Raw genomic sequence first — 17,795 nt, forward strand, 5'->3', positions numbered from 1 at the left:
CCCGCATCGGCAATAGCCGCTCGCCAACAACAAAGCAAAAAGACGAAAAGCAGACGCCAACGTCTGCTTTTCGTCCAACCTGCAAGGATTCCGGGCAATCCTGTTACTGGAACAGGAGCATCGAAATCACCTTGGCGGTTTCGGCGCGGCTAGCCGGGGAGAGCGGATTAAAGTTTCCTGCCGCATCGCCCTCCGCCATGCCGAGCCGTTTCAAGGTTTGGGCCGCGTCCAGCGCCCAAGCCGCGATGTCGGCCCGATCGCCGAAGCTTGTTCCTTCGCTATCCTTAGATATCGTTACATGGCGATACTCCAAAGCTCGCAGAATCATAACGGCCATCTCTTGCCTCGAGATCCCCGCGTTCGGATTGAATCGGCCGTCGCTATCGCCCGTCACGATGCCGTTCGCTGCTGCTGCCTTGACGGCTTCGCTATACCAGGCATTCGGATTCACGTCCGCGAAAGCCGCGGCGCCCGAAGGCCGCAGCCCGAGAGCTCTGGCGATCATCGTCGTGAACTCCGCTCGGGTCACTTTCTTCTCCGGGCTCGCCATTCGGTCGCCGGTTCCATGAATAACTCCGATCCCGGACAGCATTTGAACATACGGGTATCCCCAATGGGAAGCTGGGAGATCGTTATAGCCGTGCTTCACTTCGACCGCGACGTAAGTCGAGCCCGAGGACAAGCTAGCCGCTTTCTTTTGATTGACGATACTGAAGGCTGCCAGCTCCAGGCTTCCGTTCTCGGTTACCCGGTACAAATTCGTGTAAGGCGTAAGGGACAAACCGTTCCAATCCAAGGAATACGCGAATGCCTTGCCGTTCGAGGATACGGTAAAGGCTAGTCGGCTCGACGCTTCCGCGTTCGGAGCGGGCGCTGCCTGATTCAAGGCGCCGGAATTCGCGAAGTCCTCCCGCTTCCACGCCAGGACGAGATCCGATCCGTCGGCAGGCAAGCTCAATTGCGTTGCGTCGATTCGGATTGCGGGCTGACCGTCGCCTTGGATGATAAGGGAATCGACCTGATACGAAGCCAGCTTGGCCAGAAGGCCGGCTCCGATCTTCAATTGTCGAGTCGGTCCGGACACCTTCACCGTCAAATCGCCGTTCGATTGGACCGCTTGCAGCTCCTTCTCCGTCAGCTCATGCACCGTCCCGTCCGTTTCTTCGGCGCCGGTCGAGCTGCCTGGTGCGCTAGGAGTATTAGGCGTGCCTGGAGTATCGGGATTACCAGGTTGGGTCGGAGTCTCGCCCCCCGGGGAATCCTTCTTGGCAATGTCGAACTCATCGACGAGCTCGCCCGTCAGCGTTCTCGCTTCTACTTTAATCTTGTCGTCCGCTATTTCGATATGAGAATAGACCGGTACGTCGTCATCGTACATGAACTCCAGGTAATCGTACTTCTGGCCTTCGTAGAACTTCCAGCCGGAAGAGCCGCCGTCCAGGTAGACGGTGCCTGCGCCGTCCGAAGCGACCGCGCCTCCCGCCATCGGATACGTTCTCGCATACACGTGGTCATGTCCGACCAGGACTAGATCGACCTTGCGGCTCTCGAGGATATCGGCAAAATAAACCTTAACGTCCTCCGCTAGATCGCCGCGGCCGGCTTCCGTATGGTAGACGGGACGGTGGAACATCGCGATGGTCCACTTTTTCTCGTTGCGGTCCAGGTCTTGGCGCAGCCATTCCGCCTGCAAAGCCATTTGCTCCTTCGTTCCCTCGGAATTCAAGACGACGAAGTGGGTATCGTCCAGATCGTAAGAATACGCATATTCCTTATACGACTCCGGCCCGTTGTCCGGCAGGATCGCTCCCTTGGCATAGACTTCCTTGCCCTCCGCCTTGACGTCGTGGTTGCCGAGCGTCGTCGCCGACGGAAGGGAAGTCGTGTAGCTGGAGGAAGCCTCCCAGAATCGCTTCCATTCCGCGAACGCCCCGCCCGCATCCACCGCGTCGCCGCCATGCATGAGGAATTGGGTGTCCGGGTACGTATCCAGAGCATTCTGAACCAACGCTTGGTAGGTCATCTTGCCGTTATCGGCTTTCACGTGGGAATCCGTGACGAACACGAACGACACCGGAGTGGACGTCTTCGCATCCGCGGTCGAATAATCGTACCATTCGCTCCACGCGCCTTCGGCGCCTACCCGATACTTATAGGCGGTCGACTCGCTAAGCCCGCTGATCAGCGCCGTATGGAATCGAATCTCGCCCTTCGTCCCGTTTTCCAGCTCGCTGAGCACTTGGCCGACGCTGTCCGCTTCGACCGTCGTTACCTTCGAAGCATCCGGATCCGTTGCGTCCGTCCCCCAATCCTCCGCTTTCGCGTATTGAATATAATTCGTTGCCGCCGACGGGCTTGTCGTCCAGCCCACGCTCAACTGGGAGGATAAGTCCTCCGTCACGTAAGTCTGAACGTATTCCGGATTCTTATTGCCGTAGGGCTCGACGACCTCGAAGCCAAGGGCTGCGCTATTCTTGTTGCCGACGACCGCTTGGGCCTTGTAAGATCCCAGAGCCAGCGTCGTCAGGTTCGTCTTCAATTCGCCGTTCTCGTCCGTCTGGCCCAAGGATTGGTTTAACGGGAAGATAGAAGCGGCATCCACGTTCGCCTCCGCCACGTACCCGGTCGTCACGCCGTCGGCCAGCAGCACTTCGTACCAGCCGTCGTCCGCTTCCGGTGTCCCATAGACGCGAGTACCCGCGGGAAGCGTGGCCAGAACGGGTTCCGAAACGTCATCGTCCTCGTAAACCGGCGTCTCCGAGTTGACCGCAACGACGGCCATTTGCTCCAGCAAGCCGCGAAGGAAGACGTCCGCTCCCGCATAAGGAGCCCCGTCATGCGTCGTCACCTTGAAGGTCGTCGTCGTATTCATGCCTACGCCCTCGACCGTCATCAAATAAGGGAAAGCGATCGTGTAGCGGATCGGCTGCGCCAGCGAAGAGAAGGTATGGGATTCCGAAGCGAGCGTGCCCGCGCTCATCTTCACGAGCTTGAAGCTCTCCCCGCGGTTGAGCACGGCGTCGGGGCTGACGCGGAATTGCACCGTCGCCAGCCCGCCCGCGGACTGGATGCCGCCGACATCGAACTGAAGCACTCCGCCCGCATCCGACGTCAGTTCGGCCGTCGTCCCGTTCAGGGGAACGATCTGCTCGACCGTCAGCGTGCCGGCATCATACTGTAGGGCGATATTGGTGGAAGAGCTCGTCCGGTCTCCGGCCAGGGATACCGTGACTTCGTACAGTTCGTTGCTTACCGCTTCCGCGGGAGCCCACATGACAAGACGTTCGCCGGCGTCTTCCGTGAAGGAGTAGCTAAGCCGGGCCGGATTGCCCGCTTTATCCTTGGCGGCCACGACGACCTCGTGATAACCGCCCGTAATGAGCTCCGCCGGCAGACTCAAGAGCTGCGTTTCTTCCGCGTAAGTCATCCGGGAGGTCAAATCCTGCCCGTCCACGATCAACGATATCGAGCTCGGGTCGATACCGGACATCTTGTCCGTGCCCGGCTGCACGTCCCGAATCCGAACCTCGAAGCTTGCAAGGTCGCTCGGGAGTACCGCGTTCGGCGCAGGCGAGACGGCCTCGATGACGGGAACCTCCCGATCCTCTCCCATGTCTTCGTAGATCAGCTGTACGTCGTCGATCCAGATGGAGCCTTTGTTCTTCTTGGACATGTCCGATTGCTTTAATTGGAAGAGAAGCTCCAGATTGCTTCCCTCGATCTTGTTCTGCGGAACGTCGACCTCGATGTACTTCCAGCCTGTCCAGTTCACGCCGACGGACGCGTCCGAGTAGTACTCCGGAGTGAATGAGGATCCGCCGCTATCGCGGAACTTCGTTGTCAGAAGGTGTCCATCGTTGCTGCCGTATACCCACATGCCGACTTTGATCGGTTTGCCTTGAACGGCGATGCTGCCGGATGCGGGCGCCAGCTCCAATTGCGACGGATTATCGACGACGTCGATCATGTCGTAGTCGATTCTTAACGAGTAGGCGCCGTTCCTTACGTGCTGGGGATCGGTCTCGATCGACGCTCCGGCCGAAACGACCCGTTTGGGATTTAGTTTGACGACTCCGGCATCGCCGGACTCGAAGTCCTCCATCATCATCACGCCATTGTCGATGGTTCCCGATGAAGCTGCGAACGCGACCTGTTTCGCGGGCATCGGAGCGGCAAAGGGAACGGCTAATAAAACCGCCATCGATCCGACGACGATTCGGGCAAGGCTTGTCCGGCTGGTTCTCAAGGGAAGGCACATCCTCTCATAGTTGCACTGCTGTCGATAAAAGAGATTATAGATGGCCTATGTAAAATAGAATCCGGTTTAATGTAATCGATTGGTGAAGCTTCCGAATGGGGCATCTCCCCCGAAATTTAGCTCCCTTTAAGCTCCGCTTCATCTCCCGATAAGTCGCGGAGGGGAGAATGCTAAAGCAAGGCAAATAAATCCTCGAGGTGAAGCACGAATGATGAATCCGAACAAAAAGCTCAAAACGAAACTAGCCGCCGTAAGCGCCATGGCCCTTGCCCTGACGATTGGCGGCGGTACGCTGCTCGGCACCGACGCTTTCGCCGCCTCCGGTTCGAATACCTCCGCAACGCAGACCCAAACCCAGAGCGCGGAGAAGCCCGGGTTCGGTCATTTCAAAGGCGGACAAGCCGCTCTCTTGGCCTCGGACGAGCTCGCTACGCTGCTCGGCCTCACCGCCGACGAGCTGAAGGCGAAGCTGCAAGCCGGCGACTCCCTCGCCACTATCGCGGCGGCTCAGAACGTCAGCGTGGATACCGTCATCGCTTCCGTGACGGAATCGCTGAAGGAGAAGCTCGCCGAGAAGCTTAGCGACGGCAAGATCACGCAAGAGCAGTACGACACGCAGGCCGCAACGCTCTCCGACACCGCGACCAAGCTCGTCAACGGCGAGTTCGCGGGCAAAGGCGGACGCGGCGGCGGGCCGGGCGGCGGCAGAGGCTTCGGCGGAGCGAATCTCGCGTCCGACGAGCTCGCCGCGCTGCTCGGTCTCACGGCAGACGAGCTGAAGACGAAGCTGCAAGCCGGCGACTCCCTCGCCACTATCGCGGCGGCTCAGAACGTCAGCGTGGATACCGTCATCGCTTCCGTGACGGAATCGCTGAAGGAGAAGCTCGCCGAGAAGCTTAGCGACGGCAAGATCACGCAGGAGCAGTACGACACGCAGGCCGCAGCGCTCTCCGACACCGCGACCAAGCTCGTCAACGGCGAATTCGCGGGCAAAGGCGGCTTCGGCGGCGGACTGGGCGGAGGCCAAGGCTTTGGCGGAGCGAATCTCGCGTCCGACGAGCTCGCCGCGCTGCTCGGCCTCACCGCCGACGAGCTGAAGACGAAGCTGCAAGCCGGAGACTCCCTCGCCGCCATCGCGGCGGCTCAGAACGTCAGCGTGGATACCGTCATCGCTTCCGTGACGGAATCGCTGAAAGAGAAGCTTGCCGAGAAGCTTAGCGACGGCAAGATCACGCAAGAGCAGTACGACACGCAAGCCTCAGCGCTCCCCGACACCGCGACCAAGCTCGTAAACGGCGAATTCGCGGGCAAAGGCGGCTTCGGCGGACGCGGTCACGGCGGCAAGTCTGCCGGCAGCTCCTCGAGCTCCGGCAGTTCCGGTAGCTCTAGCGACAGCACTAGCACCGCTGCTTCCGCCAACGCCTAACCCAGAGCATAGCAAAAGAGGGTGGCCCGCCATGGGCCGCCCTCTTGTTCGAATGATGGATCGGCGGCTTACGAATGCCGCGCGACCGAAATCAGATACTCCAGATTATTGGTATAAGCTCGCGTCAGAGTGACTGAACCGTTCTTGGGGATCTCGACGAACGTCGGGCTGGAAGGACGGGAATAGGAGTCTACCGAGAAGGAGCCGTCGCTGAAGAACGCGAGCGGATTAATGTCCGCCGCCCCCTCCGGAATCGCGGCATCCGACAGATTCTTGGCGTGGAGGGTTACCATTAGCCCGGTTTTGGAACGAACGAGTTCATACGAATCGATGAGAATATGATCGTCTTTGCCGTTCGCGTTGCCATCCGCGCCGTCGAACAAAGCGAAAGGCTCCCCGACCAGAACGCGTTTATCGGTGATGCGAAGCAACTGATTGTCCTGGTCCCATGCGTATTCGATTCCCGTCGGCTTCAGGAACAAGCGGATCGGCAGGAACATCGCCCCATTCCTCAGGACGGGCACGGTGTCCATGGTAACGGCCTCCCCGTCGATCGTGGCCCGACTGGAGCCGATCGTCAGCTCGAACCGATGATCCAGCCAATCGACGGTCGCCGTCTTCGTTCGATTGACGTAATTCACCTTGCCCCCCATCAACCCTTCGATCGTTCGCAGAGGAATGAGCAGCCTGTTCTGGGAATCGGAGAAAGGAGCGCCGTACTGCGTATAAAGAATATAGAACTTCCCGATTTTCAAATGTACCGGCACTTTCTCCGCCGTTGCCGCGCTCGTCTGGGGCGTATAGCCCGAGAACCCGAGAGTCATGGCCAAAATAGCGCAAAACAAAACGATTTTCTTCACAAGAATACCCTCCGATCGCCAATTAGAACTTTTTTATGTTTCACTATTCCATAGACTCTTTTATCCAGAAATATGTTTCTTGTAACACTTCCCCAACAAAAAAAACTCGCCCCCCGCAGGGAACGAGTCTTTGCCCGGCTCAGCTAAACAGAACGACTAGCAGCGCGATCAACGCCGGCAGCGCCTGGACGAGCCAGATCGAGCGCTTCGCCGTCGCTCCTCCGTACAAACCCGCGATCAGGACGCACGCGAGGAAGAAGATCTCGATCGACCTCCCCGTCGCGGCAACCGGATGAACGATCCCCCAGACAAGGCCCGCCGCCAGAAAACCGTTATACAACCCTTGATTGGCCGCAAGCGACTTGGTCGCCTGAGCCAGCTGCTCCGTCGTCCCGAACGAGCGCCTTGCCCTAGGCGTCGTCCAAAGGAACATCTCCAGAACCAGAATGTAAATATGCTCGAGCGCTATCAAGCCCGTCAGTATCGTTGCCAGCATCGCCGACGCTCCTTATGGTCAGATATGGATAACAATCCCGTCTGCCCATTATAAGCGGGACAATCCGACCAATCAATGGAAAAAGTGCAACGTACACGTATCCCGTTCCTTCGCTCAAGCCCGCTCCAAAATCCCCAGCACCGCGCCCAGCAGCACGTTCGCGCCCTTCTCGCAGTCTTCGTACGGAGTGAACTCCTCCTCGCAATGGCTTTGCCCGTTCACGCTCGGCACAAAAATCATCGCCGAAGGAAGATAACTCGCGACGAACTGGGCGTCGTGCCCGGCTCCGCTGGCCATGCGCTTGCTCGAATACCCGTAATCCGCCGCCGACGCTTCGATCGCCCCGACGACCGCCTGGTCGAACCAGACCGTGTCGCGCCCCCACAGCTTCGTCCGCTTCACGGAGCAGCCGCTCTGTTCCTCAGGCAATCCGTGGATGATGTCCGTCACCTGGGCGATGACGCCTTCGTCCTTGTGCCGCGCTTCGAGCGTGAACACGACCTTGTTCGGGATAACAGTATGAATGTTGGGCCACACGTTGAGGCGCCCCATCGTGTAAACGAGCTCGTCGTCCAAAGAGCCCAGCTTCTCCCGGAACAGCGCGATCAGCTCCGTCGCCGCGAACAGAGCATCCTTGCGCATGCCCATCGGCGTCGTGCCGGCATGGTTGGACTCCCCGCTCACCTCGATCTCGTAGCAGACCATTCCGACCACGCAGTCGACGACTCCGATCGTTATCTCTTCCTTCTCCAAAACGGGTCCTTGCTCGATATGCAGCTCCAGGTACGCCGTCGCTTCCCGCAGCCGGTTCGCTTCGTCCCCCTCGAAGCCGCTTGCCGCCAGCGCCTCGCCGAACGCAATTCCGTCCGCGTCCTTTTTCGCTAACATAGTCGCCTTATCGAACTTGCCGGACAGCACGCCCGACGCCATCATGGAAGGCTCGAACCGCGCCCCCTCCTCGTTCGTGAAGTTCATGACCGTCACCGGAACCTTCGGCTTCACCCCGCGGTCGACCAGCGTCCGGATCACCTCGAGCCCCGACAGCACGCCCAGCGCCCCGTCGAAGCGCCCGCCCTTCTTCACCGAATCCAGATGGGAGCCGATCACGACCGGAGGCCGATCGCCAAGCTCGCCCGCGAGCGTTCCGTACATGTTGCCCATGTCGTCCACCGTAACCGTCAACCCGAGCTCCTCGCAGCACGAGCGGAAATAATTCCTGGCCCCGACGTCCTCCGCCGACAGGCTGAGCCGCGTCACCCCGTTGTTCGGCGTTCTCCCGTAATCCGCGAAAGTCTCGATCGTCTCCTTCAACCTGGCCCCGTTCACGAACAGCTTCGGCATCCCGATCACTCCTATCCCAACAACGTCAGATTCTCTCACATACTTGTAATAGTACCGGAACCGCCCGAGCTTTCAATTGACAAAATGTATAACGAGCCCGTTCGTTTTTTTACGCTGGCGCCCGAGCGGCGGAGGACTTAACATGGTAGGAAGAGAATGTTCGGGGAAAAGGAGCGGTCGAGCGGCATGGAACATACGGAGGAGAGACGAGGCTTGGGAACGTACGGCTTCCGGTTCGGGGAATCGGCGGAGCTGCCGCTATGCGGCTTGTTCGCCGTCGGCCATGAACGGGAAGAGAGCTCCTCCTATAGCTGGGACGGAATGGAGAGAACGGACGGCCCCCTGCTGCTATTCCAATACACGGTCTCCGGCGGCGGGGCTGCCGTGATCGAAGACCGCTCGCGCCGGATCGAAGAAGGACAGGCGCTGCTGGTCGAGATCCCCGGCCGTCACCGCTACTACCTTCCGGAGGATCGGGAGCATTGGGAATTCTATTTCATCCTGATGAATCCCCGGCTTATCCTGCCCGTTTGGGAGGAGGCGAAGGCGAAGCTCGGGGAGGTGGCTTCCCTGCCGCCGGACAGCGAGCCGATCCGCTTGCTTCGGCAGCTGGTCGTGGATGCGCAAGCCGGGCGGATCGACGGTCCCTACTCCGCTTCCTCTTCCGTCTATCAATTCGCCATGGCTCTGGGGCGATATGCCGCTTCGCCTCTCTCCGAGCGATCGGAGTGGCCGGAAAGCGTGGCTCAGGCGGTCTCCTTCATCAACGGCCATTATGCCGACATGACGGATCAGGAACAGCTGGCGAAGCGGCTCGGCGTGTCCAAATACCACTTCCTGCGCACGTTCGCCCGTTACGCCGGAATGACGCCGAACGACTATCTGATGCGCGTGCGGATCGAGAAATCGATGGAACTGCTGCAGGCGACCGACTGGCCGCTGGAGAGGATCGCCCGGAGCGTCGGCTATTCGACCGGCAGCTATTATATCAAGATTTTCCGCAGGCTGACCGGACAGACGCCCGGCTCGTTCCGCGCCTCCGGCAGCAACGGGCTGCATTATCGCCGCTTGTTCTTCGATTAAGGGAGCCGCCGCTCGGTTCCCTCCGAACGATCTTCCCCGTAAAGCTCGTCCAGGTGGACGATATGGGACTCTCCCCAATCGTTGAGCGCCTGCAGGACGTTCGCCATCCCCTTGCCGTAAGGCGTAATCGAATACTCGACCTTCGGGGGAACCTCCCGGTACACCTCGCGATGCACGATGTCGTGATACTCCAACTCTCTTAATTGCTGCGTCAGCATTTTTTTCGTAATGTCCGGAATCGCCTTCTGCAGCTCGCTGAACCTCATCGTTCCGTTGGCGAACAGACGCAGCAGAATGACCGGCTTCCACTTTCCCATGAAGATCTCCAGCGCCTTTTCGAACTTGCAATAATTGGCCATGAGCCTCGCTCCGATCGTTTAATTTTCCTAGGTTTCTTTTTAGTGACTATGTTTAGTTAAAGTGTCTACTTCCGAGAAATTTGTCTATCGATTATTATGCACCTATCGGCCGGGCAAGACAATCGATTGAAGAGAAATCAAGGAGGAAGCAGTCGCATGAATATCGCATTATGGATCGCGCAAGGGTTATTGGCCTTAGGGTTCGTATACTCCGGATGGATGAAGGTGCAGGTCGAGAAAGCAAAAGCTTCCTGGCCGTGGGCGCGCGAGATTCCGAAGGGGCTTGTCGTTGCCATCGGGTTAGCCGAGCTCTTGGGGGCGGTCGGGGTGATCGCGCCGCTTGCGTCGGGAATCGCTCCCGCATTGACGCCGATAGCCGCATTCGCGTTGGCCGCCGTCGTGCTGCTCGGAGCTTTGTTTCATGTATCTCGCCGAGAATATAAGGACATCGGCATCAACATCGTGTTCTTGGCTTTGGCTTTGATCGTTGCTTTCGGTCGGATTTAACGGGGGGAAAAAAGCAATTTTGTGCTATAGGTCGAACGATTTTACGGTGGAAGCGCAAATGAGGCAGGAATTATGATAGGTGAGACATCGCAATTTTCTCCAATCCTATCATTCCCGAATAAGGAGAGATCGCCTTTATGGACCACCGCCTCGCCGCCCCGACGCCTCCTCTCGGCTGGAACAGCTGGGACTGCTACGGAGCCGCCGTCACCGAAGCCGAAATCAGAGGCAATGCCGAATACATGGCCGAGCGCCTGAAGGATTACGGCTGGGAATACGTCGTCGTCGACATCCAATGGTACGAACCCGGCGCCGTCTCGTCCCAATACCGCAAGTTCGTCCCGCTGGAGATGGACGAATACTCTCGTTTGCTGCCCGCCGTCAATCGTTTCCCTTCGGCCGCCGGGGGAGCCGGCTTCAAGCCTCTTGCCGACTACGTGCACGGCCTGGGTTTGAAGTTCGGCATCCACATCATGCGCGGCATTCCGAGACAAGCCGCCCATGCCGCAACCGCGATCAAGGGAACGACGGCGACCGCCCGCGACATCGCGCACCCGAACTCGATCTGCCCGTGGAACACGGACATGTACGGCGTCGACGCGTCCGCGGAAGGCGCGCAGGCGTACTACGACTCCCTGTTCGAGCTGTACGCCGAATGGGGCGTCGACTTCGTGAAGGTGGACGACATCGCCGCGTCCCGCCTGTACGACACCCATCTGCCGGAGATCGGGCTGATCCGCAAGGCGATCGACCGCTGCGGCCGGCCGATGGTATTGAGCTTGTCGCCCGGCCCCGCTCCGGTCCATTATGCCGAGGAGCTGGCCGGACTTGCCAACATGTGGCGGATGACGGACGACTTCTGGGACCGGTGGGAGCTGCTGCTCGACATGTTCGATCGGTGCGAGAGCTGGCAGGGCCGCGCAAGGCCGGGCAACTGGCCGGATTGCGACATGCTGCCGCTCGGGCATATCGGCATCCGCTCCGTCGACGGAGGAGGCGCCGACCGCTGGACCCGCTTCACGCGGGACGAGCAGCGGACGATGATGACGCTGTGGAGCTTGTTCCGCTCGCCGCTCATGTTCGGCGGGGAGCTGCGGGATAACGACGACTGGACGTTATCGCTGCTCACCAATCGCGAGGTGCTCGCGATGCATCGGGACTCGGACGGCGCGAGGCTCGTCTTCCGGGAAGGCGACCGCGTCGTCTGGACGACCTCGGTGCAGGGCGGCGCTGCCTACGTCGCGCTGTTCAACACCGGCGAGACGGAGCTCGAGGTGTCCGTGAGCGGCTCCGAGCTGGCGCTCGGCGGCAGCGCGTCCGCGACCGAGCTGTGGAGCGGCGAGGCTTGGGGCACGGTCGAGCCGGGCGGCACGCTTGCCGCCTCGATCCCTCCCCACGGAGCCAAGCTGTTTAAGCTTAGTTGAGACCAGTGCGCATAGAACCGTTTTAAATTTGAAGAACATTCCGAATCGAATAAACTTGAATTTTCATGCTTAATTCTCGCATTCGGCGATTCTCAAGCGATTAAACATGATATTTCATGCTTAATCCTCAAGGTTCGGCAATCCCCAGGAGATTAAACATGGTTTTTCATGTTTAATCTTCTTCGTTTTCCGCGCCCGCGAAAATATACATGATTTTTCAAGCTTAATGCATCAACTGGTCATTCTCCGCGCCGAAGAGCCATCCAAATCGCCGGATTCCGCTGTTTATCCCCTCCTCCAACTATGCTATACTACTGAAATTATGATTTCGGCTGCATAACTATTGGAGGAGAAAACGACACATGCTCATCATCGGAATCGCCGGCGGGACAGGCTCCGGCAAAACGTCCGTCGCCCGCTCCGTCATCGAGAGACTGGGGAACGACAAGGTAACCTTCATCTCTCAGGACAACTATTATAAGGATTATCCCGAGCTGACCCTGGAAGAGAAGGCCGAGCTCAATTACGACCACCCTTTCGCCTTCGATAACGAGCTGCTGATCGAAGACTTGAAGCTGCTCAAGGAAGGCCGTCCGGCGTTCGCCCCGATCTACGATTTCTCGGTTCATGCCCGCTCCGCCGCGGAGACGGTCACGCTCGAGCCGAACAACATCGTCATCATCGAAGGGCTGCATGTCCTCTCCGACGAGAATCTCCGGGAGATGCTCGACATCAAGGTGTTCGTCGACACCGACCCGGACGTTCGCATCCTGCGCCGCGTCATTCGCGACGTCGAGGAGAGGGGTCGCACGGTCCAGTCCGTTTACGCCCAGTACCTGACGACGGTGAAGCCGATGCACGACGCCTTCATCGAACCGTCCAAAAAATACGCCGACCTCATCATTCCCGAGGGCGGGCACAATGAGGTCGGCGTCCAACTGCTGTCGGTTCTGACCGAGAAGTATTTGACCGGGAAGCCGTTGTAGGCGGCGAACTCGCCCAAAACGCTCAATGGTTCGGTTTCTGTTCCACGACCAGAACCGATCGCGCCAGCTCCTGGATGACGTCCGAGATCATCTGAGTGTTCATGTAGAGCGCTTTGATATACGCTTCCCCGACTTGCGTGGACGTATAATGAGGCTTCACGTGGTTCAAAGTGAGCACGATAATGTCGAGCTTGCATTTGTCGCAATCGCACTTCAAGGCCCGATTCGGCAGAACGTGCTCCTCGAAGATGCTATGTACGATCGGTTCCATCGCATTTAATATTTGAGTCTCGCCGGTTAGCTGCATGCGCGTCTCCTTCTATTTTCCAAGCGGATATACAATAGAATACCATACGCGCACGCCGAGCGAAGCAGGCCGAATGGGCTATTCCTATGCAACCGAGGAACCATGGGTTCAAGGCCTTCCCCCTCTTAGCTCCAGCAACCCCATCTCGATGCACGTCGCGACGGACAGCGTCTTCTCGCCCGACTCGAAGCGGATGTCCGCCTGGTCGCCGCGCATCCGGACTATGCGGCCGCGGCCGAAGGCGCGGTGCTCGACCGAGCTTCCCGCCTTCAGCAGCTCCGCCTCGCGGACGGCGTTCGGGTTGCGGGCGGCCGCCGCCTTCGCGCCCGGGTTGTCGATGCGGACGACGGTCGCCTTGACGGCGGACCTCTTGGCGCCAAGCGGCCGCCCGGCCGCGCCAGCCCCGCCGTACTCCCTCGCCCCGCCAGCTCCGCCTGCGCCTTTTCCGCCGATCCCGATTCCCGTGAACTCCTCCGGATTCTGAATGCGCCGCACGGCGTTCACGAACCGGGAAACCTTAGCCTTCGCTCCGTCCCTACGCTCATAGGCGAGCAGCTCCAGCCGCTTCTTCGCCCGCGTCATCCCGACATAGAACAAACGCACCGCTTCTTCCATGTCCGCGACATCCTCGTTCTCGTACTTCTTGATATCGTCGTTGGATGGCAGAATGCCGTCCACCAGGTCGACGATCAGCACCCGTTCGAACTCGAGCCCCTTGGCGCTGTGCAGCGTCGAGAACGTCACCGCGTTCTCGTTTTTGCGCCGCCTGGACGTCTTCATGACCTGCTCGAGATACTTCAGCCGACGGGCGAACGACTCCATCGACTCCAGCCCTTCCGAGATATCCTCCAGCGTATTCAAGATGCCGATCAGATACTCCTTGCGGAAGCCGAGCCTCTCGCACATCTTGTCAATGGCTTTCTCATAGCCAAGATCGTAGCGTATCGTCTGGATGGCATCGCGCGGGGCCATCCCCTTCATCCGCTCGAACGTCTCTTTGCACTCCTGCAGAAGCTTGAACTGATAATCGCGGAGGGCGACATAGTTCATCAGGTTATCGAACACCGAATCCGGGTTCGTCACCGCCTTCAGCGCCGCCATCTGCTGCTTCGTGATGTAGCCGTTCATCTTGGTGTGGATTTTCTCCAGGAGGTCCGGCCTTCGGTCCGTGAACGTCATCCGCATGAAATTCAGGACGTCCTCCACGACCCAGTGGGAAAAGAACCGGTTGTCCCCATCCTTCATGTAGAAGGGGATCCCCGCACGGTCGAACGCGTTCATCAGGGTGATGGAGGACGAGTTGTTCCGGTACAGCACCGCGATCTCCCGCAGGTTCTCCTCCTCGGCTACCCGCTCCGCCACGAACTTCGCCTGGAGCTGATAATCGCCGAGCCGGTGAACGACGATCGGCTCGTCCTCGGGATTGTCCGTGAACATGTTTTTGTCGTAGCGGTTCTTGTTGCGCTTGATGAAGCGGTTCGCCACCTGGACGATATTGCGCGAGGAGCGGTAGTTCTGCTCCATCTTGAGGAGCTTCGCGCGCGGGTACACTTTCTTAAAGTCGAGCAGGTACTGAGGCTCCGCCGCCCGCCAGGTGTAGATGCTCTGGTCGTCGTCGGCTACGACGCACAGATTGCCGTGCGCGCGCACCAGCTTCTCTACGATCGCATGCTGGACGAGCGACGTATCCTGGCTCTCGTCGGTCATGACGTAGTCGTAGCGGCGCTGGTACTTGCGCAGCAGCTCGCGGTCGTTCTCCAGCGCTTCGTTCGCGAGAACGAGCATGTCGTCGTAGTCGACGAGCAGCTTGTCCGCCCCGCCGCGCTTAAATCGCTCGTATTCGGCCAGCAACCGCTCCGCGTCCTTCACGTCGCACTTCACGGAGCCCCACTCTTCCCGCGGAAGAAGCTTATTCTTCACGAAGCTGATATAGGTCGTCAGCTCGTCCATCTGGTCGTCGGTCATGTTGTCGCCCGCCACGCGGCGGTACAGCTCCCGAAGAATAAGCTTCTTGTGCAGCGGCGGCCGCTCGCCCTCGAAGTCGATCTCCTCCTCCAGCTCGGCGGCGTCCCCTTCGATGATCTGATAGTCGATCCGCTGCTTGCGAAGGGAGTCTCTCATCATCTCGAAAGCCAGGCTATGGATCGTCGAGAAGGCGACGCGCTCCCCCGCGAACTCGGGGAAAAACTTGTTGAACCGATCCTTCATGTCCCGGGCGGAAGCCCGGCTGAACGTGACCGCCTTGATCCGCTCCGGCCTTACTCCCTTCTCCTCGACGAGGTAGCCGATCCTCATGATGAGCGTCGTCGTTTTGCCCGAGCCCGGCGAAGCGAGCAGCAGCAAAGCGCCCTCCGTATGAAGGACCGCCCTCTTCTGCACCTCGTTCAGCTCCACGCCCAGCTCTGCCTTTTTCCGCGATAGAAACTCGTTGCCCTGCATTGCCGCAATCCTTCCAATCCGTTCCGATCTCGATGCCCAGCGAATAGGCACGTAAAGCTTAATGATAAAGATAAACCGTCCGCGAAGCAATGGATGAAACTCCCCGCTTAGACCTCGGCGTCGATTACTCGTCCGGTATCGGGCTTCTCCGGATGGTCCCGTTCGTCCCTGGCCTTCAGCTCCTTCCTAAGCTGCTGCAGCTCCCAAACGACTTCGTCGAGCTTCTTGGCCATTCTCGACGAATTGATCGCGGTCCGGATAATGTATTCCAACAGAAGAATGGAGAGGACAAACGCGATAATACCAAGAACGATTCCCACTAAATATCCTCCTCTGCGACGACTTGATCGCCAGACTCATTCAATTTCCCCGTCCCGCCTCTTCAGGATCTCCAGGATCTCTTCCTGAACGGCCAAGGTTTGCTCTTGTGCAACTAACAGCTTGCGGGTGTTGATTTCGATTCCGAACAAAACAATAACGGCCAAAATAAATCCGATAAACGCGATAACCCCCATGAAGATCCTCCCTCACGTTGAACTCGGTACCGACGCCGGGCTGGCGCTCGCCTGCGTTCCCGACTCGAAGCCATGCGAAGCGCTCTCGTCCCGCTCGACCTCCTGAAGCTTGCGTCCATCGCCGTCATAGGTCGTTACCTTCAGCTTCAAGCCTTGCGACTCGTCCAGGAAGACGAAGTAGATCCGAAAATAATCGTCGACCGTTACGATCTTCGCCTGCTTCTCCAAGCCGTCCTCCACGCTCGTCACGACCACGCTCGTTACCTCCGGATCCAGGATCGCCCCCATGTACATCGGAAAAGGAGTACGGCCGAATTCGGTTCCTACGGTGCTGGGGATGTACATATGCAATAAATTCAAATAGCTCTCTTTGGCACGGTCAGGATCCTCCGGCATGGGCTGCGCTCCCTCTTGACGTTCCATCCCCGAGCCCCCGAAGCCTCCGCCGAATACGTATTTCCACCCGTATCGGGTCTTCTTCGCATAATCGGCCTGAAGGACGAAGCCGTTATCGTGATAATGAAGATAAAAGACGACCTTGCCCCCGTCGACCGCTTCCTCGTGAACGACGTAATCCAGGTAATCGTCCCGAACCCGCTCGATCGCCTCCACGGCCGTCGGACTGGACGCTTCCTTCTCCTTAGCCAGTTCCCCATTGAAATAAAAGCCCACGCCCGCCGCCGCAAGGGCAAGCAGGCCGAGGGCTATCCAGCGCTTTCTCATGGTTCGTTGCTTCTCCTCTCGATCTTACAGCTCCGTCTGCCGTTCGTCCTTGACGCCGAGCTCCCTGATTTTGCGAATCAGCCCCGCGATGCCGTCCGCCCGGAAAATCAGAACGAAAGCGATCGCAAGCTTCAATACTACCGTCGCAAGAGCAATCCACGTCTGTTGGCGAGCGGCCGCGAACGCGGACGGAAGCTCGCTGGTCGCGTACTGGATGAGCTGCATGATGTAGCCGACCAGGCCCGGGACGTTCTGCGCGACGAGCACGATGCCGACGAGCGTGAGCCCGAGCGAATACCATTCGCGCAATGGGACGGAAGTCTCCTGCGAAGCTTCCGAGCGAAACGCGTCCCCGCCGACGAGAAAACGAACCAGCCTTCCGCTGCGGCTCCAGAGCAGCCAGCCCACCAGGAAGTAGACGACGGCGCATGCGACGAACACCGCGACAAAAAGCTCGATCGAAGTCGACGCCGCGTCGCCCGATATTTCGTTAAAGTACAGAAGCTGGAACAGATTCCCGAGCTGCCCGATTCCCTGAACGATTATATACAACGCCAGCAGCCGGATCAGCACGAACGCCAAGTCCCTTATTTTCATGCGTGCTCCTCCTTTAACTCACTCGCAAGATATCTCTTCATCCAATTATACCTCAATATGGAAACGATGTTCCGAATTATTTCTTTTATCGCGACAAAGCGCCGATGAAACGCTGCGTACAAGCGGCAGTCCGTGCTCTTGCGAGGTTCGGCTCTTCGGCATAGAATACGGAATAACCGAATTAGCCAAGGCCATGATGGAGAGAGTAAGCGAACTACGGTTCCTGACAGGGACGGCGCGCCGACCGACTGAGAGCAGCCGAACGAACCGATTCGCCGAAGTTCGCTCCGGAGCCGATTTTTTGAAGGGTGTCCGCATGCACGGGCAACTGCGTAGAGAAATCCGTTCCCCGCGTTAAGGGTTCAAGCGAGAGCGGCGTTTCGCCCGGGCCGGGCATGCGTCGCTCTAATAAGGGTGGTACCACGACTCCTCGTCCCTTGCGGCGGGGAGTCTTTTTTATTTTCTATTAACGGT

Annotated in this window: 16 protein-coding genes; 5 read left to right on the forward strand and 11 right to left on the reverse strand. The window is 58.8% G+C overall.

Annotated features, from left to right (window positions below):
• Nucleotides 1-103 precede the first annotated feature (103 nt).
• On the reverse strand, nt 104-4,246 hold the full coding sequence (locus tag H7B67_RS12255; protein WP_185120112.1) for an S-layer homology domain-containing protein: 4,143 nt from the start codon (nt 4,244-4,246) through the stop codon (nt 104-106).
• Nucleotides 4,247-4,466: 220 nt separating this feature from the next.
• Here H7B67_RS12255 and H7B67_RS12260 point away from each other — a divergent pair, with 220 nt between their 5' ends.
• Entirely contained in the window at nt 4,467-5,684 is a 1,218-nt protein-coding gene (locus H7B67_RS12260; protein ID WP_185120113.1) for a LysM peptidoglycan-binding domain-containing protein, read from the forward strand.
• Between the two features lie 68 nt (nt 5,685-5,752).
• Here H7B67_RS12260 and H7B67_RS12265 read toward each other — a convergent pair whose 3' ends face one another.
• From H7B67_RS12265 to H7B67_RS12275, 3 genes are all read right to left on the reverse strand, one after another.
• A complete protein-coding gene (locus H7B67_RS12265) occupies nt 5,753-6,544 on the reverse strand; it encodes a stalk domain-containing protein (protein ID WP_185120114.1) in 792 nt (263 codons plus the stop codon).
• A gap of 139 nt (nt 6,545-6,683) precedes the next feature.
• Nucleotides 6,684-7,040, reverse strand: a complete 357-nt coding sequence (locus H7B67_RS12270; RefSeq protein ID WP_185120115.1) for a DUF1304 domain-containing protein — start codon at nt 7,038-7,040, stop codon at nt 6,684-6,686.
• A 114-nt stretch (nt 7,041-7,154) separates the two neighbouring features.
• Entirely contained in the window at nt 7,155-8,387 is a 1,233-nt protein-coding gene (locus tag H7B67_RS12275; protein ID WP_185120308.1) for an allantoate amidohydrolase, read from the reverse strand.
• 180 nt (nt 8,388-8,567) lie between these two features.
• Between H7B67_RS12275 and H7B67_RS12280 the strand changes: the two genes are divergently transcribed.
• Nucleotides 8,568-9,464 carry a helix-turn-helix transcriptional regulator gene (locus tag H7B67_RS12280; RefSeq protein WP_185120116.1) on the forward strand — a complete coding sequence of 299 codons (897 nt, stop codon included), beginning with the start codon at nt 8,568-8,570 and terminating at the stop codon, nt 9,462-9,464.
• On the opposite strand, the gene H7B67_RS12285 is transcribed toward H7B67_RS12280, so the two are convergent.
• A complete protein-coding gene (locus H7B67_RS12285; RefSeq protein WP_185120117.1) occupies nt 9,461-9,823 on the reverse strand; it encodes a winged helix-turn-helix transcriptional regulator in 363 nt (120 codons plus the stop codon). The genes H7B67_RS12280 and H7B67_RS12285 overlap by 4 nt on opposite strands.
• A 156-nt stretch (nt 9,824-9,979) precedes the next feature.
• On the opposite strand from H7B67_RS12285, the gene H7B67_RS12290 reads away from it, so the two are divergent.
• The 3 genes from H7B67_RS12290 (at nt 9,980) to udk (ending at nt 12,740) form a co-directional block, all read left to right on the forward strand.
• Nucleotides 9,980-10,330 carry a DoxX family protein gene (locus H7B67_RS12290; RefSeq protein ID WP_185120118.1) on the forward strand — a complete coding sequence of 117 codons (351 nt, stop codon included), beginning with the start codon at nt 9,980-9,982 and terminating at the stop codon, nt 10,328-10,330.
• A 137-nt stretch (nt 10,331-10,467) separates the two neighbouring features.
• Nucleotides 10,468-11,754, forward strand: a complete 1,287-nt coding sequence (locus tag H7B67_RS12295; RefSeq protein ID WP_185120119.1) for a glycoside hydrolase family 27 protein — start codon at nt 10,468-10,470, stop codon at nt 11,752-11,754.
• Nucleotides 11,755-12,116: 362 nt separating this feature from the next.
• A complete protein-coding gene (gene udk / locus H7B67_RS12300) occupies nt 12,117-12,740 on the forward strand; it encodes a uridine kinase (protein ID WP_185120120.1) in 624 nt (207 codons plus the stop codon).
• 22 nt (nt 12,741-12,762) lie between these two features.
• On the opposite strand, the gene H7B67_RS12305 is transcribed toward udk, so the two are convergent.
• The 6 genes from H7B67_RS12305 to H7B67_RS12330 all read right to left on the reverse strand — a co-directional run bounded on the left by H7B67_RS12305 (nt 12,763) and on the right by H7B67_RS12330 (nt 17,321).
• The gene (locus tag H7B67_RS12305; RefSeq protein ID WP_185120121.1) at nt 12,763-13,047 is read right to left on the reverse strand and encodes a late competence development ComFB family protein; all 285 of its coding nucleotides are present in this window, start codon (nt 13,045-13,047) and stop codon (nt 12,763-12,765) included.
• A 108-nt stretch (nt 13,048-13,155) separates the two neighbouring features.
• Complete coding sequence (locus H7B67_RS12310; RefSeq protein ID WP_185120122.1) at nt 13,156-15,486, reverse strand: ATP-dependent helicase; 2,331 nt, start codon at nt 15,484-15,486, stop codon at nt 13,156-13,158.
• 107 nt (nt 15,487-15,593) lie between these two features.
• Complete coding sequence (locus tag H7B67_RS12315; RefSeq protein ID WP_185120123.1) at nt 15,594-15,806, reverse strand: hypothetical protein; 213 nt, start codon at nt 15,804-15,806, stop codon at nt 15,594-15,596.
• Between the two features lie 36 nt (nt 15,807-15,842).
• A complete protein-coding gene (locus tag H7B67_RS12320) occupies nt 15,843-16,001 on the reverse strand; it encodes a hypothetical protein (RefSeq protein WP_185120124.1) in 159 nt (52 codons plus the stop codon).
• Nucleotides 16,002-16,013: 12 nt separating this feature from the next.
• The gene (locus tag H7B67_RS12325) at nt 16,014-16,724 is read right to left on the reverse strand and encodes a hypothetical protein (protein WP_185120125.1); all 711 of its coding nucleotides are present in this window, start codon (nt 16,722-16,724) and stop codon (nt 16,014-16,016) included.
• A gap of 24 nt (nt 16,725-16,748) precedes the next feature.
• Nucleotides 16,749-17,321 carry a hypothetical protein gene (locus tag H7B67_RS12330; RefSeq protein ID WP_185120126.1) on the reverse strand — a complete coding sequence of 191 codons (573 nt, stop codon included), beginning with the start codon at nt 17,319-17,321 and terminating at the stop codon, nt 16,749-16,751.
• Nucleotides 17,322-17,795 lie beyond the last annotated feature (474 nt).

Source organism: Cohnella thailandensis, from assembly GCF_014212135.1.
In the GTDB taxonomy this organism is placed as follows: Bacteria; Bacillota; Bacilli; order Paenibacillales; family Paenibacillaceae; genus Cohnella; species Cohnella thailandensis.

Bases quoted from the DNA above. Each gene is read 5' to 3' on its own strand.
- H7B67_RS12280 (WP_185120116.1), top strand. From the start codon at position 8,568: ATGGAACATACGGAGGAGAGACGAGGCTTGGGAACGTACGGCTTCCGG.
- H7B67_RS12260 (WP_185120113.1), top strand. From the start codon at position 4,467: ATGATGAATCCGAACAAAAAGCTCAAAACGAAACTAGCCGCCGTAAGC.
- H7B67_RS12285 (WP_185120117.1), bottom strand. From the start codon at position 9,823: ATGGCCAATTATTGCAAGTTCGAAAAGGCGCTGGAGATCTTCATGGGA.
- H7B67_RS12305 (WP_185120121.1), bottom strand. From the start codon at position 13,047: ATGCAGCTAACCGGCGAGACTCAAATATTAAATGCGATGGAACCGATC.
- H7B67_RS12295 (WP_185120119.1), top strand. From the start codon at position 10,468: ATGGACCACCGCCTCGCCGCCCCGACGCCTCCTCTCGGCTGGAACAGC.
- H7B67_RS12325 (WP_185120125.1), bottom strand. From the start codon at position 16,724: ATGAGAAAGCGCTGGATAGCCCTCGGCCTGCTTGCCCTTGCGGCGGCG.
- H7B67_RS12290 (WP_185120118.1), top strand. From the start codon at position 9,980: ATGAATATCGCATTATGGATCGCGCAAGGGTTATTGGCCTTAGGGTTC.
- udk (WP_185120120.1), top strand. From the start codon at position 12,117: ATGCTCATCATCGGAATCGCCGGCGGGACAGGCTCCGGCAAAACGTCC.
- H7B67_RS12320 (WP_185120124.1), bottom strand. From the start codon at position 16,001: ATGGGGGTTATCGCGTTTATCGGATTTATTTTGGCCGTTATTGTTTTG.
- H7B67_RS12270 (WP_185120115.1), bottom strand. From the start codon at position 7,040: ATGCTGGCAACGATACTGACGGGCTTGATAGCGCTCGAGCATATTTAC.
- H7B67_RS12310 (WP_185120122.1), bottom strand. From the start codon at position 15,486: ATGCAGGGCAACGAGTTTCTATCGCGGAAAAAGGCAGAGCTGGGCGTG.
- H7B67_RS12330 (WP_185120126.1), bottom strand. From the start codon at position 17,321: ATGAAAATAAGGGACTTGGCGTTCGTGCTGATCCGGCTGCTGGCGTTG.